Consider the following 23,146-nt stretch of genomic DNA (forward strand, 5'->3'; position numbering starts at 1 on the left):
GCGCCCTTCGGGCCGAGAGGCCGAACCAGGGCGTTGTCGCACGCCCGGCACCAGTGCTGGTTCGCCCCGAGTTGACGGGGCAGATCGGAACCGGTAAGTTTTTGCAGGTTGCCCCGGCGGCCGGCCCCGATGAGGGTCTGCCTCGGTGTGTGTCTGATGTTTGAGAACTCAACAGTGTGTCATATGTCGACGAATTAGTTTGTTTATGCCCCGTTGGCTGGGTCTGGTCTTTTGGCTGGGTTTGGTCGCGGATTTCTTTGACAATGATTCTGGCAATTGATTGTCAGTGTCTCCTGTCGGGGTTTACTTTTTGTTTTCTACGGAGAGTTTGATCCTGGCTCAGGACGAACGCTGGCGGCGTGCTTAACACATGCAAGTCGAGCGGAAAGGCCCTTTCGGGGGTACTCGAGCGGCGAACGGGTGAGTAACACGTGAGTAATCTGCCCTTGGCTTTGGGATAACTATCGGAAACGGTGGCTAATACCGGATACGACCAATCACTGCATGGTGTGTTGGTGGAAAGTTTTTTCGGCTGGGGATGTGCTCGCGGCCTATCAGCTTGTTGGTGGGGTAATGGCCTACCAAGGCTTCGACGGGTAGCCGGCCTGAGAGGGTGACCGGCCACACTGGGACTGAGACACGGCCCAGACTCCTACGGGAGGCAGCAGTGGGGAATATTGGACAATGGGCGGAAGCCTGATCCAGCAACGCCGCGTGAGGGATGACGGCCTTCGGGTTGTAAACCTCTTTCAGTACCGACGAAGCGCCGATGATGGTGGTGACGGTAGGTACAGAAGAAGCACCGGCCAACTACGTGCCAGCAGCCGCGGTAATACGTAGGGTGCGAGCGTTGTCCGGAATTATTGGGCGTAAAGGGCTCGTAGGCGGTTTGTCGCGTCGGGAGTGAAAACCCAGGGCTTAACTCTGGGCTTGCTTTCGATACGGGCAGACTAGAGGCATGCAGGGGAGAACGGAATTCCTGGTGTAGCGGTGAAATGCGCAGATATCAGGAGGAACACCGGTGGCGAAGGCGGTTCTCTGGGCATGTCCTGACGCTGAGGAGCGAAAGTGTGGGGAGCGAACAGGATTAGATACCCTGGTAGTCCACACCGTAAACGTTGGGCGCTAGGTGTGGGATCCATTCCACGGGTTCCGTGCCGCAGCTAACGCATTAAGCGCCCCGCCTGGGGAGTACGGCCGCAAGGCTAAAACTCAAAGGAATTGACGGGGGCCCGCACAAGCGGCGGAGCATGCGGATTAATTCGATGCAACGCGAAGAACCTTACCTGGGTTTGACATACACCGGAAAGCTGCAGAGATGTGGCCCCTTTTTGCTGGTGTACAGGTGGTGCATGGCTGTCGTCAGCTCGTGTCGTGAGATGTTGGGTTAAGTCCCGCAACGAGCGCAACCCTCGTCCTATGTTGCCAGCGGGTTATGCCGGGGACTCATAGGAGACTGCCGGGGTCAACTCGGAGGAAGGTGGGGATGACGTCAAGTCATCATGCCCCTTATGTCCAGGGCTTCACGCATGCTACAATGGCCGGTACAAAGGGCTGCGATGCTGTAAGGCGGAGCGAATCCCAAAAAGCCGGTCTCAGTTCGGATTGGGGTCTGCAACTCGACCCCATGAAGTCGGAGTCGCTAGTAATCGCAGATCAGCAACGCTGCGGTGAATACGTTCCCGGGCCTTGTACACACCGCCCGTCACGTCACGAAAGTCGGCAACACCCGAAGCCAGTGGCCTAACCCTTGTGGGGGGAGCTGTCGAAGGTGGGGCTGGCGATTGGGACGAAGTCGTAACAAGGTAGCCGTACCGGAAGGTGCGGCTGGATCACCTCCTTTCTAAGGAGCACACGCCCCGACCATCGCCTGACCGTCTGGTCTCTCCGTACTTGTGCGGAGTGTGTGGTGGCGCATGGTGGTGTTCACTAGTGGAATCGTCGATGAACGACCGTCCCGGGTTCGGGTCGGCCTCAGTACTACCTGTCGCAGGTCTGCTCTTCGGAGTGGTTCTGGGGTGGGTGTGGAACGTGGCCGGCGTGGGTGTGGGGTGGTTGGTTGGCACACTGTTGAGTCCTGAGGCATCAGCCGTCAGGCGGGTTTCTCTGCGGGGGGCGTGTGTCCCCCGGTGCCTCCTTGGGGGGTGCCTCCTTGGGGTCTGGGGTCTTCGGGTCGTGGTCTCCTTGGTGGGTTGGAAGTTTGTGAATTGGATAGTGGACGCGAGCATCTTGCGACATCACTTCACCAGGTGGTGTCGCGATATAGCGATTGGTCGTTCGTGCGCGTGTGTGTGCGGGCGATCGTTGTCTAGTCTTTGTAGTTTTGCTTTGTAGTTTTTGTTGAGTGTTTGTGCGACAAGCTATGAAGGGCACATGGTGGATGCCTTGGCATCAAGAGCCGATGAAGGACGTAGGAGCCTGCGATAAGCCCTGGGGAGTTGGCAACCGAGCTGTGATCCGGGGGTGTCCGAATGGGGGAACCCAGCACGAGTCATGTCGTGTTACCCGCGCCTGAATATATAGGGTGTGTGGAGGGAACGCCGGGAAGTGAAACATCTCAGTACCGGTAGGAAGAGAAAACAATAGTGATTCCGAGAGTAGTGGCGAGCGAAATCGGATCAGGCTAAACCGTCTGCGTGTGATACCCGGCAGGGGTTGCGTGGGCGGGGTTGTGGGACCACTTGGGAGGATCTGCCGGTCTTCCAGACAGTGAGAAAGCATCGTTGAAGTTGAAGTCCATTGGAAAGTGGCGCCGTAGAGGGTGATAGCCCCGTAAGTGTAAGGCGATGTCTGTCGAGTGGTATCCCAAGTAACACGGAACCCCTGAAATTCCGTGTGAATCTGGCGGGACCACCCGTTAAGCCTAAATACTCCTTGATGACCGATAGCGGACTAGTACCGTGAGGGAAAGGTGAAAAGTACCCCTGGCGGGGAGTGAAATAGTACCTGAAACCGTGTGCCTACAATCCGTCAGAGCCCGGCTGCCTCCTTTTGGGGGTGTTGGGGTGATGGCGTGCCTTTTGAAGAATGAGCCTGCGAGTTTGCGTTGTGTTGCGAGGTTAACCCGTGTGGGGTAGCCGTAGCGAAAGCGAGTCCGAATAGGGCGTATCCATGTATGTGGTGTAGTAGCGCGATCAAGACCCGAAGCGAAGTGATCTATCCATGGGCAGGTTGAAGCGCGGGTAAGACCGCGTGGAGGACCGAACCCACTTAGGTTGAAAACTGAGGGGATGACCTGTGGATAGGGGTGAAAGGCCAATCAAACTTCGTGATAGCTGGTTCTCCCCGAAATGCATTTAGGTGCAGCGTTGTGTGTTTCTTGCTCCAGGTAGAGCACTGGATAGCCGATGGGCCCGACCAGGTTACTGACGTTAGCCAAACTCCGAATGGGAGTAAGTGAGAGCGCAGCAGTGAGACTGCGGGGGATAAGCTCCGTAGTCGAGAGGGAAACAGCCCAGACCATCAGCTAAGGCCCCTAAGCGGTGACTAAGTGGAAAAGGATGTGGAGTCGCAGTGACAACCAGGAGGTTGGCTTGGAAGCAGCCACCCTTGAAAGAGTGCGTAATAGCTCACTGGTCAAGTGATTCCGCGCCGACAATGTAGCGGGGCTCAAGTCATCCGCCGAAGCTATGGCACTCACACGTGTACTCAGCCTCCTTGTGGGGTTCAGGTGTGTGGGTGGGTAGGGGAGCGTCGTGTCGCGAGTGAAGCTCCGGGGTGACCCAGGGGTGGATGCGACACGAGTGAGAATGCAGGCATGAGTAGCGAATCACGGGTGAGAAACCCGTGCGCCGAATGATCAAGGGTTCCAGGGTCAAGCTAATCTGCCCTGGGTAAGTCGGGACCTAAGGCGAGGCCGACAGGCGTAGTCGATGGACAACGGGTTGATATTCCCGTACCGGCAAAGTAGCGCCCATGACGAGGCCGGTGATGCTAACCACCCGAAGCCCGGGTGACCGATCCCTTCGGGGTGAGGCGTCTGGGTGGAGCGTGGGATCCGATCCGGTAGTAGTCAAGCGATGGGGTGACGCAGGAAGGTAGCCCAACCACGCCGATGGTTGTTGCGTGGGTAAGCAGGTAGGGGACGGTCTAGGTAAATCCGGGCCGTGGTGTCGTAAGGCACGACCCTGAGATGTGATGCCGAGCCCGTATGGGTGAAGTGGGTGATCCTATGCTGTCGAGAAAAACCTCTAGCGAGCTACGCGCCGCCCGTACCCCAAACCGACTCAGGTGATCAGGTAGAGAATACCAAGGCGATCGAGCGAACCATGGTTAAGGAACTCGGCAAAATGCCCCCGTAACTTCGGGAGAAGGGGGGCCGGATCCGTGATACCCCTTGCGGGTAGTAGCGGTGATGGCCGCAGAGACCAGGCCCAAGCGACTGTTTACTAAAAACACAGGTCCGTGCGAAGTTGTAAGACGATGTATACGGACTGACTCCTGCCCGGTGCTGGAAGGTTAAGGGGACGGGTCAGCCACGTGAGTGGTGAAGCTCAGAACTTAAGCCCCAGTAAACGGCGGTGGTAACTATAACCATCCTAAGGTAGCGAAATTCCTTGTCGGGTAAGTTCCGACCTGCACGAATGGAGTAACGACTTGGGCGCTGTCTCAACCGTGGACTCGGCGAAATTGCACTACGAGTAAAGATGCTCGTTACGCGCGGCAGGACGGAAAGACCCCGGGACCTTTACTATAGTTTGGTATTGGTGTTTGGTTCGGCTTGTGTAGGATAGGTGGGAGACTGTGAAGCATCGACGCCAGTTGGTGTGGAGTCATCGTTGAAATACCACTCTGGTCGTACTAGATGTCTAACCTAGGACCATGATCTGGTTCAGGGACAGTGCCTGATGGGTAGTTTAACTGGGGCGGTTGCCTCCTAAAATGTAACGGAGGCGCTCAAAGGTTCCCTCAGCCTGGTTGGCAATCAGGTGTTGAGTGTAAGTGCACAAGGGAGCTTGACTGTGAGACAGACATGTCGAGCAGGGACGAAAGTCGGAACTAGTGATCCGGCCACGGCATGTGGAAGCGTGGTCGCTCAACGGATAAAAGGTACCCCGGGGATAACAGGCTGATCTTCCCCAAGAGTCCATATCGACGGGATGGTTTGGCACCTCGATGTCGGCTCGTCGCATCCTGGGGCTGGAGTAGGTCCCAAGGGTTGGGCTGTTCGCCCATTAAAGCGGCACGCGAGCTGGGTTTAGAACGTCGTGAGACAGTTCGGTCCCTATCCGCCGCGCGCGTAGGAAACTTGAGAAAGGCTGTCCCTAGTACGAGAGGACCGGGATGGACGAACCTCTGGTGTGCCAGTTGTCCCGCCAGGGGCACGGCTGGTTGGCTACGTTCGGAAGTGATAACCGCTGAACGCATCTAAGCGGGAAGCACGTTTCAAGATGAGGTTTCCCACCGGGTTAACCGGGTAAGGCCCCCAGCAGAACACTGGGTTGATAGGCCAGAAGTGTACAACCGTGAGGTAGAGCTGACTGGTACTAATAGGCCGAGGGCTTGTCACACAAACCCTCAACAAAACCCACAACACATTCCTGCATCGACACTCGCGTCCACAATCCATACCAGACACGACAAGACCACGCCCTCGACCGGCCGTGATCTCTAACTGAACAGATGCTTGGCCACACACCGTGACAACACCGGTGCGTGACGCCACCAGAGTTACGGCGGCCATAGCGAAAGGGAAACACCCGGTCCCATCCCGAACCCGGAAGTTAAGCCTTTCAGCGCCGATGGTACTGCAACCGAGAGGCTGTGGGAGAGTAGGACGCCGCCGGACATACTTTTGAAACAGGGTCACCCCTTCGGGGGTGGCCCTGTTTCGCATTTCGGGGTGGTCGTGAACTACCGCTCGGCGCTGGGTGAGCGCCCACTTTCCGCGCACAGTCGGCGTTCGAACCCGCTTGTCCACAGGTAGGCCCGGGCTGCGGCCCGGGTGTCGGTCCGGGCGGGCATCGTCGGCGTCGGAGGTGGTGGCAGATGTCAGCACGACAGAAGGCGACGAAGCTCGCGAAGCCGGGGGAGCATCCGGTGGCCAACGAGGTGCGGCTGGTCGGGCGGGTCTCGCAGGCCCCGGCGGAGCGCGTGCTGCCCAGCGGTGACGTGCTGTGGACCGTCCGGGTGGTGGTGCCGAGGCCGAAGGGAGCGGCCCGCGGGACGGTGGACGCACTCGACTGCGCCGCGTGGACGAAGCGGGCGCAGCGCGCGGTCGCGTCCTGGGGGCCGGGCGACGTCGTGGAGGTCACGGGGGCGATGCGGCGGCGCTTCTTCCGGACCGCGCAGGGCGCCGTGTCGCGAGTGGAGGTGGAGGTGAGTCGAGGCAGGGTCATTCGTCGCGCAGGGAGCGGATGAGCACCCCGGCGCTCGGCTTGGGCTGGAAGGAGGTGACCTTCTCGGGCAGCAGTCGACCGAGGCCGGCGACCCGGAGCACGTCGACGAAGTCGGGCGCGGGCATGAGCAGCGCCAGTCCGCGGCGGCGCGCGACGGCGCGGAGTGCGTCGTCGAGCGAGTGAGCGTGCGCCACGGCGCTCGGGGCTCGTTCCAGGGCAGGAAGCAGGTCGTCCTGCAGGATCTCGGCGGTCAGCCGCTCCTCGTCGCGGGGCAGCTCGATGGCGGCCCACTCGCGTCCGTCGGTGGCGATGACGGTCTCCTGCGAGAGGGCGGCGACGGCCTCCTGGGGACCGAGGCCGCCCCGCACCCGCGGCCCGAGCCGGTCGAGGTCGGTGATCCGGACTCCGAAGAGCACCCGGTGGATCGCGCCGAGGAACAGCGGGGTGTCGTCCTGGTCGACCAGCATGGCGAGCCCGGCCCTGGTGGCCGGCGCCAGCTCGGGATGCTCGGTGCGGAGCAGGCCGTAGGCGGCGTACCGGTGGTGGCCGTCGGCGATCAGCGCTCGGGTGTCCCGGAGGCCGGCGTCGACAGCGGTCAGAACCTCCGGATCGCGGATCGCCCAGATCCGGTGGTACTGCCCGGACCGGTCGGTGAACTGGCGGTCGGTGGGTGCCGTTTGGACGGCGCGCAGCAGCTCGCACAGCGAGGTGGGGGCGCGGTGGGTGAGCAGGATGGGGGCGGGGTTCATCGCCATCTCGGCCATCCGCTCGGCCAGGTCCGCGGCCTGCGTGGGATGCACCCCCTCATGCGGGTAGACCGCGATCTCGTCGCGCGTGGTCGCCTGGTGGGTGAGCGCGAGCGCGCCGACGAGGCCGCGGACCGTGATGCCGGAGGTCGTGTACTCGTGCAGGTAGAGCGCGGGCTCGCGATCCTGGACCACCTGGCCGGTGCGCTGCCATTCGGCGAAGCGTTCGGCGACGTCACGGTGCGGTCGGGCGAAGGCGCGGGCGGACGCCTGCCCGCCGACGCGGTTCGGGGCGAGCATGAGCGCCCGGAAGGGCTCGAGTCGCAACGGCCGCGCCACCAGGGCGGGGGTGGCCACGACGTCGGAGTCCATCGGTGCATCGTAGGGTGCGGCCCAAGTCCGCGAACGGAGGAGGTGCGCGTGCTCGGCACGTCGGAGGTGCCCCTGAGCGAGGGCTACGACCTCGCCATGCTCGACCTGGACGGGGTGGTGTACATCGGTGGCGACGCCGTCCCGGGCGCGGCCGCCGAGCTGTCGCGGGCACGCGAGGCGGGGATGCGGCTGGCCTTCATCACCAACAACGCCTCCCGGACGCCGGACCAGGTGGCCGGCCAGCTCCGCGGGCTCGGCGTGGCCGCCGAGGCGTCGGACGTGGTGACCTCGGCGCAGGCGGCGGCCCGGCTGCTCGCGGACCGGTTCGGCCCGGGTGCCCGGGTGGTCTGCCTGGGCGCCGAGGGTCTGGAGCAGGCGCTGCGCGCCACGGGGCTCGCGCCCGTGGGGGTGACCGACGAGGCCGTCGCGATCGCCACCGGCTACGGGCCGGACGTGCCGTGGGCCGCGATCATGCGGGCCGCGGTGCGGATCCGGGACGGACTGCCGTGGGTCGCCAGCAACACCGACCACACGTTTCCGGCGGCGTTCGGAGTCGCGCCGGGCCACGGCGTGCAGGTGGCGATGCTGCGGGACTTCACCGGGGTGGAGCCGGTCGTGGCCGGCAAGCCGGCCCGCCCGCTGCTCGACGAGACCATCCGCCGGGTCGGCGGGATGCGACCGCTGATGGTGGGGGACCGGCTGGACACCGATATCGAGGGCGCGAACGCGGCCGGTCTCGACTCGCTGCTGGTGCTCACGGGCGTGACCGGGCTCGCCGAGCTGGCGGGGGCGCGGCGAGAGCTGCGACCGACCTACGTCGCACCGGACCTGGGCGGGCTGCTCGAGCCGCAGCCGGCACCGGTGCCCGGACCCGACCCGGGGGAGCAGCGGCTCGGCGGGTGGTCGGTGGTCGGCGATCACGGTCGGCTCCGGGTGACCGGCGGGGGATCGCCCGGCGACTGGTGGCGGGTCGTCGCAGCGGCGGCTTGGCAGCACCTGGACGCGACCGGGGAACCGGTCGACCTGACTGCGACGACGCCGCCCTCCGACGGGTAGCCTCGACCCATGAGCGAGGACCCCGATCTGCCCGTCCCGGAGGAGCCCGAGGCGACCCCGCCCGAGCCGGAGCGGGTGCGCACCGGGGTGCCGCATGTCGACGAGGTCATCGCCGCGGTGGAGCAGCTCGAGGAGCGGCCGCTGGAGGAGCACGTCGGAGTGTTCGAGACCGCGCACGCCCAGCTGCGCCGGGCCCTCGACGACACCGACCGGCCGACCGACCCCGCCTGACCGTGCCGCCGCGACGTCTCCGCCTGGACGCCGAGCTGGTCCGCCGCCGACTGGCACGCTCGCGCGAGCATGCGAGCGAGCTGATCGCGCAGGGTCGGGTGAAGGTGGCCGGCGCGCCGGCCACCAAGTCGGCGACCGGAGTGACCACCGACGTGGCGATCGTGGTCGCCGACGATCCGGATCGGCCCGACTACGTCTCGCGCGGGGGACACAAGCTGGCCGGGGCGCTGGCGGCGTTCGAGCCGCACGGGTTCGTGGTGGCGGGCCGGCGCTGCCTCGATGCGGGCGCGTCCACCGGTGGCTTCACCGACGTGCTGCTGCGCCACGGCGCCGGCCAGGTGGTGGCGGTCGACGTCGGTTACGGCCAGCTGGCCTGGCGGCTCCGCCAGGACGAGCGGGTCGTGGTGCACGACCGCACCAACATCCGGGAGCTGACGCCGGAGCTGATCGGCGGTCCGGTCGAGGTCGTCGTGGGCGACCTGTCCTTCATCTCGCTCCAGCTGGTCCTCGACGCCCTGCTGGGCGTCGTGGTGCCGGACGCCGACCTGGCGCTGATGGTCAAGCCGCAGTTCGAGGTCGGCAAGGACCGCGTGGGCAAGGGCGGCGTCGTGCGTGACCCCGCACTGCGCGCGGAGGCGGTGCTCGGCGTCGCCGCCGCGGCCGCCGGTCGCGGTTGGGGCGCCCGGCGGGTGGCCACCAGCCCGCTGCCGGGCCCGTCGGGCAACGTCGAGTTCTTCCTCTGGCTCAGGAAGGGCCCGCCCGAGCTCACCGACGAGGAGGTCCACAGCACCGTGCGGGCCGCCGACCAGCTGGGGGTGCCGGGTGAGAGGGTGGACCCGTGACGACCTCCACCGAGCCGACGCCCACGTCGGAGCGCCGGGTGCTGCTCGTCGCGCACACGGGGCGCGACGACGCGCGTGAGGTCGCGCGCTCGTTCGCGAAGGCGCTCAACACCCACGGCCTGGTGGTGCGGATGCTCGCCGAGGAGGCGACCGAGCTCGGGCTGGCCCCGGGGGGCGACGTCGAGGTGGTCCGCCACGGCGACCCGAGCGGCGGCTGCGAGCTGGTGGTGGTGATCGGCGGCGACGGCACCATCCTGCGGGCGGCCGAGCTGACCCACGAGTCCGGCACGCCCGTGCTCGGGGTGAATCTCGGCCACGTCGGCTTCCTGGCCGAGGCGGAGTACGACGACCTCGAGTCGACGATCGACGCGGTCGTCCACAAGCGCTACACCGCCGAGGAGCGGCTGACGCTCGACGTCACCGTGCACCGCGATGGCGAGGTCATCGAGCGCACGTTCGCGCTCAACGAGGCCAGCGTCGAGAAGGCCGCCCGCGAGCGGATGCTCGAGGTGGTCGTCGAGATCGACGGGCGCCCGCTGTCGCGCTGGGGATGCGACGGCGTCGTCTGCGCCACGCCGACCGGGTCGACGGCGTACAACTTCAGTGCCGGCGGTCCGGTCGTCTGGCCGGGCGTGGAGGCGCTGCTGCTGGTGCCGATCAGCGCACACGCACTGTTCGCGCGGCCGCTGGTCGTGGCTCCGACCTCGGTGCTGGCGGTCGAGGTGCTGGCGCGCACCGAGGGCGCCGGCGTGCTGTGGTGCGACGGCCGGCGCACGGTGGACCTGCCGCCGGGCGCTCGGATCGAGGTGCGCCGGGGGGAGATGCCGGTGCGGTTGGTGCGCCTCCACGAGGCGCCGTTCACCGACCGGCTGGTCGCGAAGTTCGACCTGCCGGTCGAGGGCTGGCGGGGTTCGACCGAGCGTCGCCGGCGGCTCGCCCAGGAGGCTGCTCGCACGACGGTCCCCGAGCAGGGCGAGGAGCGCGATGCTTGAGGAGATCCGGATCGCCTCGCTCGGCGTCATCGACTCCTCGACACTGGAGCTGGGCCCCGGCCTGACCGTGATCACCGGTGAGACCGGGGCCGGCAAGACGATGATCGTGACCGCCCTCGGGCTGCTGCTCGGAGGGCGCGCCGACACCGGCGCGGTGCGCACCGGCGCCCGGACCGCGCGCGTCGAGGGTGTCGTCCGGGTCGACGGGATGGCGGAGTTCGGCGCGGCGGTCGAGGAGGCCGGCGGCGAGGTCGAGGACGACCGGGTGGTGCTGGCCCGCAACGTCTCGGCGGAGGGGCGCTCGCGCGCGTTCGTCGGTGGCGCGTCGGTGCCGGTGACGACCCTGTCACAGGTCGCCGAGCCGCTGGTCGCGGTGCACGGCCAGTCCGACCAGCACCGACTGCTCCAGGCGCGCGCCCAGCGGGAGGCGCTGGACCGGTTCGGCGGGGCGCGGTTGGCGAAGCTGGCCTCGACGTACGCCGACCTGCATCGCCGCCTCGAGGCCACCGAGCGGGAGCTCGAGGAGGTCGTCGCGACGGCGCGCGAGCGGGCCCAGGAGGCCGACCTGCTGCGCTTCGGCCTCGGTGAGGTCGAGGCGGTGGCTCCCCGGGCGGGCGAGGACGCCGAGCTGGCGGCCGAGGAGGCGCGACTGGGCTTCTCCGACACGCTGCGCACCGCCGCCGAGCAGGCGCGCGAGGCGCTGTCGAGCGAGCACGGCGACCCGGATTCGTTGACCGCTGCGTCGGCGGCCCGCACGCTGCTCGACGGCGTCCGTGAGCACGACCCCGAGGCGGGCGAGCTCGCGGATCGGCTGGCCGAGCTCACCTACCTGCTCTCCGACCTGGCGGCGGACGTCGCGTCGTACGCCACCCGCATCGAGACCGACCCGGCCCGGCTGGCGGCGGTCTCGGAGCGGCGGGCGGCGCTGACGGCGCTGACGCGCAAGTACGGCGAGACCATCGACGAGGTGCTGGCCTGGGCGGAGCTGTCGTCGACCCGGCTGCTCGACCTCGACCACACCGACGAGCGGATCGAGCAGCTGCGCGGCGAGCAGGAGTCGCTGCGCGCGCGGCTGGGCGTGGCGGCGGCCGAGCTGTCGACGGCCCGGTCGAAGGCCGCGGCGCGCCTCGCCAAGGAGGTCACCGCCGAGCTGACGCTGCTCGCGATGCCGCACGCCCGACTGACGATCGAGGTCCGCCAGGCCGAGGTCGACCCGCCCGAGCGACTGCTGCACGGACCCCTGCTGGTCGGCGAGCGCTGGCTGCGCCACACGGCGTCCGGCGTCGACGAGGTCGAGCTGATGCTGGCTGCCAACACCGGCTCCGAGCCGCGACCCTTGTCGAAGGGCGCCTCGGGAGGTGAGCTCTCCCGTGTGATGCTCGCGCTCGAGGTCGCCCTGGCGGGGACCAGCCCGGTGCCGACGTTCGTCTTCGACGAGGTCGACGCGGGCGTCGGTGGCGCGGCCGCGGTCGAGGTCGGTCGCCGGCTCGCCCAGCTCGCCCGCAGCGCCCAGGTGCTGGTGGTGACCCACCTGCCGCAGGTCGCGGCGTACGCCGACCGGCACGTCGTCGTGGAGAAGTCCTCCGACGGCTCGGTGACCAGCTCCGGACTCATGGTCCTCGACGAGGAGCAGCGGGAGCGGGAGCTGTCGCGGATGCTCGCGGGACTGACCGACTCCGACACCGCGCTGGCGCACGCCCGCGAGCTGCTCGAGGTCGCCCAGCAGGCGCGCGGCGGCTGAGCCTGGATCGGTGGCTCCCGGCTGGGGGCGACGCGCCCGACCGCACGGTACCGAGATCGTCTAGACCGGTTTGGCACGATGGCCCGGTCATGACCACCCCACCTCTCGCTGACGCCACAACCAGGACGGTCGGCACTGCTCGGGTCGGTCGTCGGGCCCGTGATCTGGTGCCCCGGCTGCGACCCGGCGACATCGCCGTCCTCGACCACCTCGACATGGACCGGGCCAGCGCGCAGGCCCTCGTGGCCTCCGGAGCGATCGCGGTCGTCGACGCGGCCGCGATCATCTCGGGTCGCTACCCGAACCTCGGGCCCCGCACCCTCGCCGAGGCGGGCCTGGTCGTCGTCGACGGGATCGGCGCGGCCGGGTTGGCGGCGATCCGGGACGGCGCCGAGATCGCCCTTGACGGCGGCCGCGTGCTGGTGGACGCCGTCATGGTGGCCGACGGGCGACCGCTCGACCGCGACGCCGTCGAGGCGGAGATGGAGCGGGCGCGCAGCGGGCTTGCGAGTCAGCTCGCGGCGCTGGCGCACGGGAGCACCGAGCTGCTCCGGCACGAGGAGGACCTGCTGCTGCACGGCGTGGGCGTGCCCCGCCTGGCCACCCGCGTCGCCGGTCGGCCGGTGCTCGTGGTGGCCCGCGACCACGAGCACACCGACGAGTTCACCGGCGTGCGGACCTTCCTGCGCGAGCAGCACCCTGTCGTGGTCGGCGTGGGCGGTGCCGCCGACGCGCTGCGCGCCGACGGGGTGCGCTGCGAGGTGGTCGTGGTCGACGAGGCGGACGAGCTGCCGACCGCCCAGACCCTACGGGCCGCGGGCGACGTCGTGGTCCGCACCGCCGGCGACGCGCGGGGCGTGGTCGAGCAGCTCGAGCGACTCGGCGTCCGGTCCTCGGTGGTCCGGACCTCGACGGCGCCCGAGGACGTCGCCCTCGTGGTCGCCGACGCGGCGGAGCCGAGCGTGATCGTCGGCGTGGGGCTGCGGGCCACGCTCGAGGACCTGCTCGACGGCGGCCGCCCCGGCGCCGCCGGCGCCGTGCTGACCCGGCTCAAGGTCGGGCCCCGGCTCGTCGAGGCGACCGCCGTACCCCACCTCTACTCGGGCCGGGTGCGCCCGTGGCACCTGCTGCTGGTGATGCTCGCCGGCCTGGCCGCGCTCGCCGCGGCACTCTCCGTGACCCCGGTCGGCCAGGAGTGGGCCGACTCGATCTCCGACATCTTCCAGGGACTCTTCTCGTGATCTCCTACCGACACCACATCGTGTCGCTGGTCGCCGTCTTCCTCGCCCTCGCCGTCGGTGTGGTGCTCGGCGGCGGACCGCTGTCCGACCTCGGCCGCGACGACCGGCGGCCCGCGGCGGCGATGAGCGCGCAGCAGACCGGCGCGCGCACCGCCGAGTACGGCGACGCGTTCGCGACGTCTGCGGCGCCGACGCTGTACGCCGGGCGGCTCCAGGAGCACCCCGTCGCCGTCGTCACGATGCCGGGTGCCGACCCCGGCGTCGTGGGCGCCCTCACCGACCAGATCGCCGCCGCGGGCGGCACGGTCGCCGGGACCTACGCCGTACGCCGGGCGCTGGTGGACCCGTCCCAGAAGTCGCTCGTCGATACCCTCGGCACGCAGCTGGCCGCCCAGCTCGGCGACGGGGCGGTCGCGCCGGAGGCCTCGACGTACGACCGGATCGGGCAGCTGCTCGGCCTGGCGGTCGCCCCGGAGGGACTCGCCGCCGCGGACGTCCGTGCCGTGCGGGAGAGCCTGGCCGGCGCCGAGCTGCTGGACCCGCCCGTCGAGGTCGGGTCGGCCGAGCTGGTGCTCGTGCTGCTCGGCGACCGCACCGACCCGGCTGTGCTCGCCGGCGTCGTCTCGGGCCTCGCCGCGCACGCGCCGGGTGTCGTGGTGGCGGGGGAGACCGCGACGGCCGCGGCCGGAGGCGACCTGGTCACCCTGCGCGGCGAGGAGGCCGCCGCCATGGCCGCCACCGTCGACGGGGCGGAGACCGCGCTGGGTCAGGTCACGACGACCCTGGCGCTGATCCGGTCGCTGACCACGCAGGGTGGATCCTTCGGAGCGTCGGGTTCGGACGGAGCCGTCCCCCCGACGTGAGGTGGCGGCCCGAGCGCGTCTCCGCCGGCTGGCTAGGAGCCCTGCGCGACAGCCGCTCGAACGCGCTCGACCACGTCGGCGAACGATCCGCGCTCGAGCTCGGCGCTCCACGCTTGGTCGGCTTCCCCGAGAGGAAGCTCAGCGGCGCCATTGACCTCGTCGATCAGGCCCGCCGAGTTGACGACCCGATAGACCTCGCGCGCGAACTCGTCCTTCATGGGCTCGAGCCTTTCGATCGAGGGGATCGGCGCACCCTTGCGACGCAGGATGAACAGCGAGGTCTCGCCGACGACGGCCGTACGCTCCTCGACAGCACTCGGTGTATTCGGCCCGAACTCAAGTGTGATCTCACCTGAGGTGGGACCGACGGGCTTGCCGCCGAGAATCTCACCAAGTTCGACCGTATAGACGGTCATCTCGGAGGTCATGGTCTCGTCCCCCTCGGACTCGACCCAGGTGCGCCCCGGCCTCGCGTCGGTGACCGTCCCGACGGCAACAAGGTCCGCCGAGTCCGTCAGGCTCGGCAGCGAGTCGTACCACTCGACCTCCCAGCCGGTGATCTGATGGATTGCCCACGGGTTCCTCTCCTGTCCGGGATCGACCGTGTGGTCGGCCCTGCTGGAGGATCGCGCCGACGGATCTGTTGAACGATTCGTCTCGTCCGTGAGGCCGCCGCATGCCGAGACCAACAGGAGCATCGTTGCCGCCGTAGCCAGGCGAGTTGGGATACGCATGGTGTGGGCTCCTAGTAGTTGGCGAGGACTTGGTTGACGTCCTCCGCGGAGTACGTATTGGCCAGGGAGTTGTTCGGGGTCGTATTGGTCTTCATGCATGAGCTAGATGGATCGGAGGCGTCCTCGTGCCGAAGCCCGACGGTGTGGCCCAGTTCATGGCAGGCGAGTGCGCGGCGTCCCCAGGTCGTGTCCCAAGCCGCAGCCAACGCGTAGTTGATCCGCAGAACCTGTCCGTAGCACCAGCGGTTTGGATGCGTCCCGCCCAAGGTCGCGGACGACGGACAATCGGTCCAGCCGTATGCCGGCGTATCCCCGTACTCGCCGTCCATGATGCGGACGTCGTAGTCCGATCCATCGACATACGTCCACGTGAAGTCGAATCGTGGGAATTGGTTGTTGAGCGCCCATTGGGTCATGTTGCCCGTCTTGGTCAACGTGTCGTAGTAGTCAACTCGGTGGCTCTTGTTGTTCGCTAGCCAGGGACCGCCCACAGCGGAACCGAAGTTCGCGTGGGCGGGACTCATCACGAGTAGCGGGAGGGCGAGCGCCACGAGGCCGCCGACGAGGATCATGCGTCCCAGTTGGGTAAGTCCGCCCACCGGATTGAACATCCAGCGGCGAAATCCGCGCCCAGTAGTTCGTGAGACGTTCGAGACTTCCATCAGCCCGCACCTCCGTCTTCGGCAGGTGGACATCGTCAAGGTCGTCGGCAGGTCCCGTCGTCCACCTCGAAAATTCACCGTAGGCCGCACTGGAGTCATGCGGGCAGCAGGCACGACGATGAGCAACGGCAGAAGCCTGGCTCTTGTCAGGCAGGTGACAAGTTCGGACTCATCTAGGCCACGCTGCGACCCGCGACGCGTCGGCAAGTGCGATCGTCGACACCCGTCGGAGACGACGCTTGCCATCAGAGCGCCGGTCGCTGACCACGCAGGGCGGATCCTTCGGAGCGTCGGGTTCGGACGGAGCCGTCCCCCTGACGTAGCATGGAGTTCCGTGATCAACGGGACGCCCACCAAGCACGTGTTCGTGACCGGAGGCGTCGCCTCCTCGCTCGGGAAGGGCCTGACGGCGTCCAGCCTCGGCAGCCTTCTCAAGGCTCGCGGCCTGCGTGTGACGATGCAGAAGCTCGACCCCTACCTCAACGTCGACCCGGGCACGATGAACCCCTTCCAGCACGGTGAGGTGTTCGTCACCAACGACGGCGCCGAGACCGACCTCGACATCGGGCACTACGAGCGCTTCCTCGACACCGACCTGAGCCAGATCGCCAACGTCACCACGGGGCAGGTCTACTCGAGCGTGATCGCCAAGGAGCGGCGCGGCGACTACCTCGGCGACACCGTGCAGGTGATCCCGCACATCACCAACGAGATCAAGGAGCGGGTCCTCGCCATGGGGGGCGACGACGTCGACGTGGTGATCACCGAGGTCGGCGGCACCGTGGGCGACATCGAGTCGCTGCCGTTCCTCGAGGCCGCGCGCCAGGTGCGGCACGACATCGGCCGCGGCAACTGCTTCTTCCTGCATGTCTCGCTGGTGCCCTACATCGGCCCGTCCGGTGAGCTCAAGACCAAGCCCACCCAGCACTCCGTGGCCGCACTGCGCCAGGTCGGCATCCAGCCCGACGCCGTGGTGTGCCGGGCCGACCGGGAGCTCCCGGAGTCGATCAAGCGCAAGATCTCGCTGATGTGCGACGTCGACCAGGAGGCGGTCGTCACCGCCGCGGATGCGCCGTCGATCTACGACATCCCGAAGGTGCTGCACCGCGAGGGCCTCGACGCCTACGTCGTACGCCGCCTGGACCTGCCGTTCCGCGACGTCGACTGGACCGTGTGGGACGACCTGCTGCGCCGGGTGCACCACCCCCAGGAGGAGGTCACCGTGGCGCTGGTCGGCAAGTACATCGACCTCCCGGACGCCTACCTGTCGGTCGGCGAGGCACTGCGCGCCGGCGGCTTCGCCCACGAGGCCAAGGTCAACATCCGCTGGATCGCCTCCGACGAGTGCGCCACCCAGGCGGGCGCGGCCAAGCATCTCCAGGACGTCGACGCGATCTGCGTGCCGGGCGGCTTCGGCGTGCGCGGCATCGAGGGCAAGCTCGGCGCCCTGACCTACGCCCGCACCCACGGCATCCCGACGCTCGGCTTGTGCCTGGGCCTGCAGTGCATGGTGATCGAGTACTCCCGGAGCGTGCTCGGCCTGGAGAAGGCCGGCTCGACCGAGTTCGACCCGGACACCCCGGAGCCGGTGATCGCGACCATGGAGGAGCAGCTCGAGTACGTCGAGGGCGCCGGCGACCTGGGCGGCACGATGCGGCTGGGGCTCTACCCGGCGGCGCTCAAGGAGGGCTCGATCGTGCGCGCGGCGTACGGTGCCGCCCAGATCGACGAGCGGCACCGGCACCGCTACGAGGTCAACAACTCCTACCGCGAGCAGCTCGAGGCCGCGGGGATGGTCTTCTCCGGCACGTCGCCCGACGACAGCCTGGTCGAGTTCGTCGAGCTGCCGCGCGAGGTGCACCCCTACTACGTGGCCACCCAGGCGCACCCCGAGCTGCGCTCCCGGCCGACCCGCCCGCACCCGCTGTTCAAGGGGCTGGTCGGTGCGGCGATCGAGCGGCAGAAGGAGCTGCGCTTCCCGATCGACGAGAGCGGGCTGCGTCGCGAGCCGGTCGACGAGGACTGAGCGACGGATGGGAGCTGGAGGGGTGCATCCGGAGCTGGCCGACCGGGAGGAGAGCTGGCCGGTCGTCCGTTCGGAGGACCGGCACCGCGACGGCTGGGTGGTGGCGCTGCGCGAGGACTGGCTGCAGCGCCCCGGCCACCCCGGCGACGAGCCGTTCGGTCGGCTGGTGCTGGAGCACCCCGGCGCCGTGGTGGTCGTGGCCGTCGACGACCGCGAGCGGGTCTTCTGCCTGTGGCAGTACCGGCACCCGGCGCGGCGCCGGTTCGTCGAGCTGCCGGCCGGGATCCTCGACGTCGACGGCGAGGACCCGCTCACGACCGCCCGGCGCGAGCTGGTCGAGGAGGCCGGGCTCGAGGCGACGGAGTGGACGCCGATCGGCACGTCGTACTCCTCGCCGGGCATCTCCGCGGAGCGGCACCACTACTTCCTGGCCCGCGGCATCTCCGAGGTCGACCGCGGCGGCTTCGTGGCCGAGCACGAGGAGGCCGACATGGAGACCGGCTGGGTGCCGGCCGCCGACCTGATCGCCGCCGTGGTGGATGGCAGGATCACCGACGGCCACAGCATGATCGCGCTGCTGATGGCGCAGGCCCGGGGGCTTCTGCGAGTCTGACGTCGGTAGACGACGACAGGAGACCCCGATGAAGATCGGCGTGCCCAGGGAAGTCAAGAACCACGAGTACCGCGTGGCGATCACCCCGATCGGGGTGCACGAGCTGGTCGCGCGCGGGCACGAGGTGTTCGTCGAGCAGGGCGCCGGGGTGGGGTCCCAGATCGACGACGAGGAGTACGCCGGCGCCGGTGCGAGGATCGTCGCGGACGCCGACGAGGCGTGGGGCGTCGCGGAGATGGTGCTGAAGGTCAAGGAGCCGGTCGAGGAGGAGTTCCACCGGCTGCGTGACGACCTGACGCTGTTCACCTACCTCCACCTCGCGGCCGACAAGCCGCTGGCCGAGCGGCTGTTGAGCTCCCGGGTGACCGGCATCGCCTACGAGACCGTGCAACTGCCCTCGGGCGCACTGCCGCTGCTCTACCCGATGTCGGAGGTGGCCGGCTGCCTGGCGCCCCAGGTCGGCGCCTACTCCCTGATGAAGGCCCGCGGCGGCCGCGGCGTGCTGATGGGTGGCGTGGGCGGTGTGGCCAACGCGAAGGTCGTCATCATCGGCGCCGGCGTCTCCGGCCAGAACGCCGCCAACATCGCGCTCGGCATGGGCGCCGACGTGACGCTGCTGGACACCGACCTGGACAAGCTGCGGATGTCGTTCTGGCGGTACAACAACCGGGTCCACGGCTTGGCGTCGTCGCGCCTCGCGATCGAGCAGCAGGTCATCGAGGCCGACCTGGTGATCGGGGCGGTGCTGATCCCGGGTGCGGCCGCCCCGAAGCTGGTCTCCAACGATCTGGTCTCGCGGATGAAGCCGGGCTCGGTGCTCGTCGACATCGCCGTCGACCAGGGCGGGTGCTTCGAGGACACCCGGCCGACCACGCATGCGGACCCGACCTACCAGGTGCACGAGTCGACGTTCTACTGCGTGGCGAACATGCCGGGCGCGGTGCCGAACACCTCGACGTACGCGCTGACCAACGCGACCATGCCGTACGTCGTGGCGCTGGCCGACAAGGGCTGGCTGCGGGCCTGCCGCGACGACCGCAGCCTCGCGCTCGGCCTGAACACCCACGCCGGCCGGCTCACCAACGCCCCCGTCGCCGAGTCGGTCGGTATCGCGGCCGTCGGACTGGACGAGGTGCTCGCCTAGGATCGACCCGCCATGGGTGATCCACAGCGGGCCGTCCGCACCTACCTCGACCACCTCTCGGTCGAGCGCGGGCTGGCGGCGAACACGCTCGCGTCGTACCGCCGCGACCTGCGCCGCTATCTCGGCTACCTGGACCAGGCCGGCATCGACGATCTCGACCGGGTGAGCGAGGCGACGGTGACCGGCTTCCTGGTGCGGCTGCGCGAGGGCGACGCCGAGCACCCGGCGCTGAGCTCGACCTCGGCGGCCCGGACCGTGGTGGCGGTGCGTGGCTTCCACAAGTTCGCGGTCGCCGACGGCCTCGCGACGACCGACCCGGCGAGCGGGGTGAAGCCGCCGGCGCCCGCGAAGCGGCTGCCCAAAGCGCTGCCGCTCGCCGACGTCGAGGCGATCCTCGACGCCGCCGGCGCGCCGGGCACGACGCTCGCGCTGCGCGACCGGGCCCTGCTCGAGCTCCTCTACGGCACCGGCGCCCGCATCTCGGAGGCGGTCGGCCTGGACGTCGACGACCTCGACCCCGGCGCCTCGGGCATCGACGGGACCGTGCTGCTGCGCGGCAAGGGCGGCAAGGAGCGGATCGTGCCGGTCGGGTCCTACGCCCGCGAGGCGGTCGACGCCTACCTGGTCCGCGGCCGACCCGAGCTGGTCGCGGCCGGGAGGGGGACGGCGGCGCTCTTCCTCAACGCCCGCGGCGGTCGGCTGTCCCGGCAGTCCGCATGGGCGGTGCTGGTGAAGGCCGCCGACCGGGCCGGCGTCACCAAGGACGTCTCACCGCACACGCTGCGGCACTCGTTCGCCACGCACCTGCTCGACGGCGGCGCCGACGTCCGCGTCGTGCAGGAGCTGCTCGGGCACGCGTCGGTCACGACCACCCAGGTGTACACACTGGTGACCGTGGACAACCTGCGCGAGGTCTTCGCGACCGCACACCCCCGGGCGCGGGACTGATCGCGTGACCGACCTCCTCGACGACATCACCGCGGCCGTCGCCGGCCGCGGCCTGACGCTCTACCCGCACCAGGAGGAGGCGATCCTCGCCCTGCTGGCCGGCGACAACGTGGTGCTGGCCACCCCCACCGGGTCCGGCAAGTCGCTGGTCGCCGAGGCCGCGCACCGGGCGGCGCTCGCCGAGGACCGGGTGTCCTTCTACACCGCGCCGATCAAGGCGCTGGTGAGCGAGAAGTTCTTCGCGCTCGTCGAGACCTTCGGGGCCGAGGACGTCGGGATGCTGACCGGCGACGCCTCGGTCAACCCGGACGCCCCGATCATCTGCTGCACGGCCGAGGTGCTGGCCAACATCGCGCTGCGCGAGGGCGCCCGGGCCGACGTCGGGCTGGTCGTCATGGACGAGTTCCACTTCTACGCCGAGCCCGACCGTGGCTGGGCATGGCAGGTGCCGCTGCTGGAGCTGCCGCAGGCGCAGTTCCTGCTGATGTCGGCGACGCTCGGCGACGTCACCGACCTGGCCGCCGACCTGAGCCGGCGCAACGGCCGCGAGACCACCGTCGTGGCCGACGCCGAGCGGCCGGTGCCGCTGTCGTTCTCGTGGTCGGTGACCCCGCTCGCCGACACCCTGGAGGAGCTGGTCACGACGGGGCAGGGCCCGGCGTACGTCGTGCACTTCACGCAGGCCGCCGCCGTCGAGCACGCGACGTCGCTGCTGAACGCGAAGTGGGTGCCGAAGCCCGATCTCGGCGCTCGCCTCGACCATGTGCGGTTCGGAGCGGGTTTCGGCAAGACCCTCTCGAAGCTGCTGCGCAGGGGGATCGGGGTCCATCACGCCGGGATGCTGCCGCGCTACCGGCGCCTGGTGGAGCAGCTGGCGCAGGCCGGGCTGCTCTCGGTGATCTGCGGCACTGACACCCTCGGCGTCGGCATCAACGTGCCGATCCGCACGGTGCTCTTCACCGGCCTGGCGAAGTTCGACGGCAGCCGGCAGCGGATCCTGCGCACGCGGGAGTTCCTGCAGATCGCGGGCCGGGCCGGGCGGGCCGGCTTCGACACCGCCGGGTACGTCGTCGTGCAGGCGCCCGAGCACGTCATCGAGAACGAGCGGCTCAAGGCGAAGGCCGAGGAGCGGCGGGCCGCCGGCCGGAAGAACGCCAAGGCGCAGCTGAAGAAGCCGCCCGAGGGCACCGTGGTGTGGACCGAGCAGACCTACGAGAAGCTGGTCGCGGGGGTGCCCGAGCAGCTGGTCTCGCGGATGAAGGTCGACAACGCGATGCTGATCAACGTCCTCGCCCGCGAGGAGGACGCCGTGCCGGTGCTGCGTCGGCTGCTCACCGACAACCACGAGGACCGGCGGCGGCAGCTGCGGCTCGCACGCCGGGCGCTGCGCCTGGCGCGGTCGCTGGTGCGCTCGGGCGTGGTCACCCGGCTGGAGTCGCCCGACGACTGCGGGCGCCGGTACGTGCTGACCGTCGACCTGCCAGCGGACTTCGCGCTCAACCAGCCGCTGGCGCACTTCGCGCTCGCGGCCCTCGACGTACTGGATCCCGAAGCGGTCGAGCACACCCTCGACATCGTCTCGGTGGTCGAGGCGGTGCTGGAGGGGCCGCGGCAGGTGCTGATGCAGCAGCAGTACGTCGCCCGGGGCGAGGCGGTCGCGGAGATGAAGGCCGACGGCATCGAGTACGAGGAGCGGATGACGCTGCTCGAGGAGGTCACCTGGCCGCAGCCGCTGGCCGAGCTGCTGGGGGCGACGTACGAGATCTACCGGCAGAGCCATCCGTGGCTCCCCGAGGACGCGCTGCAGCCGAAGGCGATCGTGCGCGAGATGTTCGAGCAGGGGATGAGCTTCACCGACTTCGTGTCGCGCTACCAGCTGGCGCGGTCGGAGGGGCTGGTGCTGCGCTACCTGACCGACGCCTACCGCACGCTGCGGCAGACCGTGCCCGAGCAGCACCGCACGCCCGAGCTCGACGACCTGGTCGAGTGGCTGGGGGAGACCGTGCGCCAGACGGACTCCTCGCTGCTCGACGAGTGGGAGGCGCTGGCCGACCCCTCGCACGTACGACGCGATGTGGCCGACCACGAGCCGCCCCCGCCGCCGCGGCCGATCTCGCAGCAGTCGCGCCCGTTCGCGGTGATGATCCGCAACGCGATGTGGCGCCGGGTCGAGCTGGTCGCCCGCGACGACCTCGACGGCCTGGTCGAGATCGAGCGGGCCGCGGTCGAGCGCACGGAGCCGCCCGGGGAGGTCGTGATGACCCGGTTGGCGTGGGACGAGGCGATCGAGGCGTACTACGCCGAGCACGACCGGGTGCTGCTCGACGCCGACGCCCGCGGTCCCGCGCTGCTGGTGGTCGAGCGCGACGGCCGGCGCTGGCCCGTGCGGCAGACCGTCCACGACCCGGAGGGCCACCACGACTGGGTGATCGAGGCGGTCGCCGACCTCGATGCGTCCGACGCGGCCGGTGAGCTGGTGCTCTCCGCGGTGGCGATGCGGCGACTCGGCGGCTGACCGCGCTGCGCGGATCGCCCGCGCGGTTCCCGCATGTCGGTGATGACATCGGTCGCCGACCGGTCTTGGCTGGTCGTGAACC

General features: G+C 68.7%; 16 protein-coding genes and 3 rRNA genes. 16 read left to right on the forward strand and 3 right to left on the reverse strand.

Going from position 1 to position 23,146, the window contains the following annotated elements; translation table 11 throughout:
- The first annotated feature begins 316 nt into the window (after window positions 1–316).
- From FHU40_RS21205 to FHU40_RS21220, 4 genes are all read left to right on the forward strand, one after another.
- Window positions 317–1,843 (forward strand): 16S ribosomal RNA (locus FHU40_RS21205).
- Between the two features lie 510 nt (window positions 1,844–2,353).
- Window positions 2,354–5,510: ribosomal RNA gene (locus tag FHU40_RS21210) — 23S ribosomal RNA — on the forward strand.
- 161 nt (window positions 5,511–5,671) lie between these two features.
- Window positions 5,672–5,788, forward strand: a 5S ribosomal RNA gene (rrf, locus tag FHU40_RS21215).
- Together the 16S, 23S and 5S rRNA genes form the textbook arrangement of a ribosomal RNA operon.
- Window positions 5,789–5,988: 200 nt before the next feature.
- The gene (locus tag FHU40_RS21220) at window positions 5,989–6,360 is read left to right on the forward strand and encodes a single-stranded DNA-binding protein (RefSeq protein WP_183594335.1); all 372 of its coding nucleotides are present in this window, start codon (window positions 5,989–5,991) and stop codon (window positions 6,358–6,360) included.
- On the opposite strand, the gene FHU40_RS21225 is transcribed toward FHU40_RS21220, so the two are convergent.
- The gene (locus FHU40_RS21225; RefSeq protein WP_183594336.1) at window positions 6,335–7,456 is read right to left on the reverse strand and encodes a DUF1015 family protein; all 1,122 of its coding nucleotides are present in this window, start codon (window positions 7,454–7,456) and stop codon (window positions 6,335–6,337) included. The two genes, FHU40_RS21220 and FHU40_RS21225, sit on opposite strands and share 26 nt — an antisense overlap.
- Before the next feature lie 48 nt (window positions 7,457–7,504).
- Here FHU40_RS21225 and FHU40_RS21230 point away from each other — a divergent pair, with 48 nt between their 5' ends.
- The 7 genes from FHU40_RS21230 to FHU40_RS21260 all read left to right on the forward strand — a co-directional run bounded on the left by FHU40_RS21230 (window position 7,505) and on the right by FHU40_RS21260 (window position 14,422).
- Window positions 7,505–8,512, forward strand: a complete 1,008-nt coding sequence (locus FHU40_RS21230; RefSeq protein WP_252274531.1) for an HAD-IIA family hydrolase — start codon at window positions 7,505–7,507, stop codon at window positions 8,510–8,512.
- 9 nt (window positions 8,513–8,521) lie between these two features.
- Window positions 8,522–8,743, forward strand: a complete 222-nt coding sequence (locus FHU40_RS21235; RefSeq protein WP_183594337.1) for a hypothetical protein — start codon at window positions 8,522–8,524, stop codon at window positions 8,741–8,743.
- Window positions 8,744–8,745: 2 nt separating this feature from the next.
- Window positions 8,746–9,585 (forward strand): TlyA family rRNA (cytidine-2'-O)-methyltransferase, encoded by an 840-nt coding sequence (locus tag FHU40_RS21240; protein WP_183594338.1) that lies wholly within the window; start codon window positions 8,746–8,748, stop codon window positions 9,583–9,585.
- The gene (locus tag FHU40_RS21245; protein WP_343057971.1) at window positions 9,582–10,577 is read left to right on the forward strand and encodes an NAD kinase; all 996 of its coding nucleotides are present in this window, start codon (window positions 9,582–9,584) and stop codon (window positions 10,575–10,577) included. Before FHU40_RS21240 ends, FHU40_RS21245 begins: the two co-directional genes overlap by 4 nt.
- Window positions 10,570–12,318: a DNA repair protein RecN gene (gene recN, locus FHU40_RS21250; protein WP_183594339.1), complete on the forward strand. Its 1,749-nt coding sequence runs from the start codon at window positions 10,570–10,572 to the stop codon at window positions 12,316–12,318. Before FHU40_RS21245 ends, recN begins: the two co-directional genes overlap by 8 nt.
- 89 nt (window positions 12,319–12,407) lie before the next feature.
- The gene (gene steA, locus FHU40_RS21255) at window positions 12,408–13,559 is read left to right on the forward strand and encodes a putative cytokinetic ring protein SteA (RefSeq protein WP_281374800.1); all 1,152 of its coding nucleotides are present in this window, start codon (window positions 12,408–12,410) and stop codon (window positions 13,557–13,559) included.
- Window positions 13,556–14,422: a copper transporter gene (locus FHU40_RS21260; protein ID WP_183594341.1), complete on the forward strand. Its 867-nt coding sequence runs from the start codon at window positions 13,556–13,558 to the stop codon at window positions 14,420–14,422. Before steA ends, FHU40_RS21260 begins: the two co-directional genes overlap by 4 nt.
- A 32-nt stretch (window positions 14,423–14,454) precedes the next feature.
- On the opposite strand, the gene FHU40_RS21265 is transcribed toward FHU40_RS21260, so the two are convergent.
- Both FHU40_RS21265 and FHU40_RS21270 read right to left on the reverse strand, forming a co-directional pair.
- The gene (locus tag FHU40_RS21265; protein ID WP_183594342.1) at window positions 14,455–15,120 is read right to left on the reverse strand and encodes a hypothetical protein; all 666 of its coding nucleotides are present in this window, start codon (window positions 15,118–15,120) and stop codon (window positions 14,455–14,457) included.
- A gap of 47 nt (window positions 15,121–15,167) precedes the next feature.
- Window positions 15,168–15,818, reverse strand: coding sequence for a zinc metalloprotease (locus FHU40_RS21270; RefSeq protein WP_183594343.1), 651 nt, complete (start codon window positions 15,816–15,818; stop codon window positions 15,168–15,170).
- A 334-nt stretch (window positions 15,819–16,152) separates the two neighbouring features.
- Here FHU40_RS21270 and pyrG point away from each other — a divergent pair, with 334 nt between their 5' ends.
- Genes pyrG through FHU40_RS21295 form a run of 5 tightly spaced genes read left to right on the forward strand, consistent with a single transcriptional unit; the run spans window position 16,153 to window position 23,064 of the window.
- Complete coding sequence (gene pyrG, locus FHU40_RS21275) at window positions 16,153–17,844, forward strand: CTP synthase (RefSeq protein WP_183594344.1); 1,692 nt, start codon at window positions 16,153–16,155, stop codon at window positions 17,842–17,844.
- Between the two features lie 7 nt (window positions 17,845–17,851).
- Window positions 17,852–18,457 carry an NUDIX domain-containing protein gene (locus FHU40_RS21280; protein ID WP_183594345.1) on the forward strand — a complete coding sequence of 202 codons (606 nt, stop codon included), beginning with the start codon at window positions 17,852–17,854 and terminating at the stop codon, window positions 18,455–18,457.
- Window positions 18,458–18,485: 28 nt separating this feature from the next.
- Window positions 18,486–19,601: an alanine dehydrogenase gene (gene ald, locus FHU40_RS21285; protein WP_183594346.1), complete on the forward strand. Its 1,116-nt coding sequence runs from the start codon at window positions 18,486–18,488 to the stop codon at window positions 19,599–19,601.
- Window positions 19,602–19,613: 12 nt separating this feature from the next.
- Window positions 19,614–20,549: a site-specific tyrosine recombinase XerD gene (gene xerD, locus FHU40_RS21290; RefSeq protein ID WP_183594347.1), complete on the forward strand. Its 936-nt coding sequence runs from the start codon at window positions 19,614–19,616 to the stop codon at window positions 20,547–20,549.
- A 4-nt stretch (window positions 20,550–20,553) separates the two neighbouring features.
- A complete protein-coding gene (locus FHU40_RS21295; protein ID WP_183594348.1) occupies window positions 20,554–23,064 on the forward strand; it encodes a DUF3516 domain-containing protein in 2,511 nt (836 codons plus the stop codon).
- The last annotated feature ends 82 nt before the right edge of the window (window positions 23,065–23,146 follow it).

It is taken from the genome of Nocardioides soli, assembly GCF_014191495.1.
In the GTDB taxonomy this organism is placed as follows: domain Bacteria; phylum Actinomycetota; class Actinomycetes; order Propionibacteriales; family Nocardioidaceae; genus Nocardioides; species Nocardioides soli.

Bases quoted from the DNA above. Each gene is read 5' to 3' on its own strand.
- FHU40_RS21220 (WP_183594335.1), top strand. From the start codon at position 5,989: ATGTCAGCACGACAGAAGGCGACGAAGCTCGCGAAGCCGGGGGAGCAT.
- FHU40_RS21225 (WP_183594336.1), bottom strand. From the start codon at position 7,456: ATGGACTCCGACGTCGTGGCCACCCCCGCCCTGGTGGCGCGGCCGTTG.
- FHU40_RS21235 (WP_183594337.1), top strand. From the start codon at position 8,522: ATGAGCGAGGACCCCGATCTGCCCGTCCCGGAGGAGCCCGAGGCGACC.
- recN (WP_183594339.1), top strand. From the start codon at position 10,570: ATGCTTGAGGAGATCCGGATCGCCTCGCTCGGCGTCATCGACTCCTCG.
- steA (WP_281374800.1), top strand. From the start codon at position 12,408: ATGACCACCCCACCTCTCGCTGACGCCACAACCAGGACGGTCGGCACT.
- FHU40_RS21265 (WP_183594342.1), bottom strand. From the start codon at position 15,120: ATGCTCCTGTTGGTCTCGGCATGCGGCGGCCTCACGGACGAGACGAAT.
- FHU40_RS21270 (WP_183594343.1), bottom strand. From the start codon at position 15,818: ATGGAAGTCTCGAACGTCTCACGAACTACTGGGCGCGGATTTCGCCGC.
- FHU40_RS21280 (WP_183594345.1), top strand. From the start codon at position 17,852: ATGGGAGCTGGAGGGGTGCATCCGGAGCTGGCCGACCGGGAGGAGAGC.
- ald (WP_183594346.1), top strand. From the start codon at position 18,486: ATGAAGATCGGCGTGCCCAGGGAAGTCAAGAACCACGAGTACCGCGTG.
- xerD (WP_183594347.1), top strand. From the start codon at position 19,614: ATGGGTGATCCACAGCGGGCCGTCCGCACCTACCTCGACCACCTCTCG.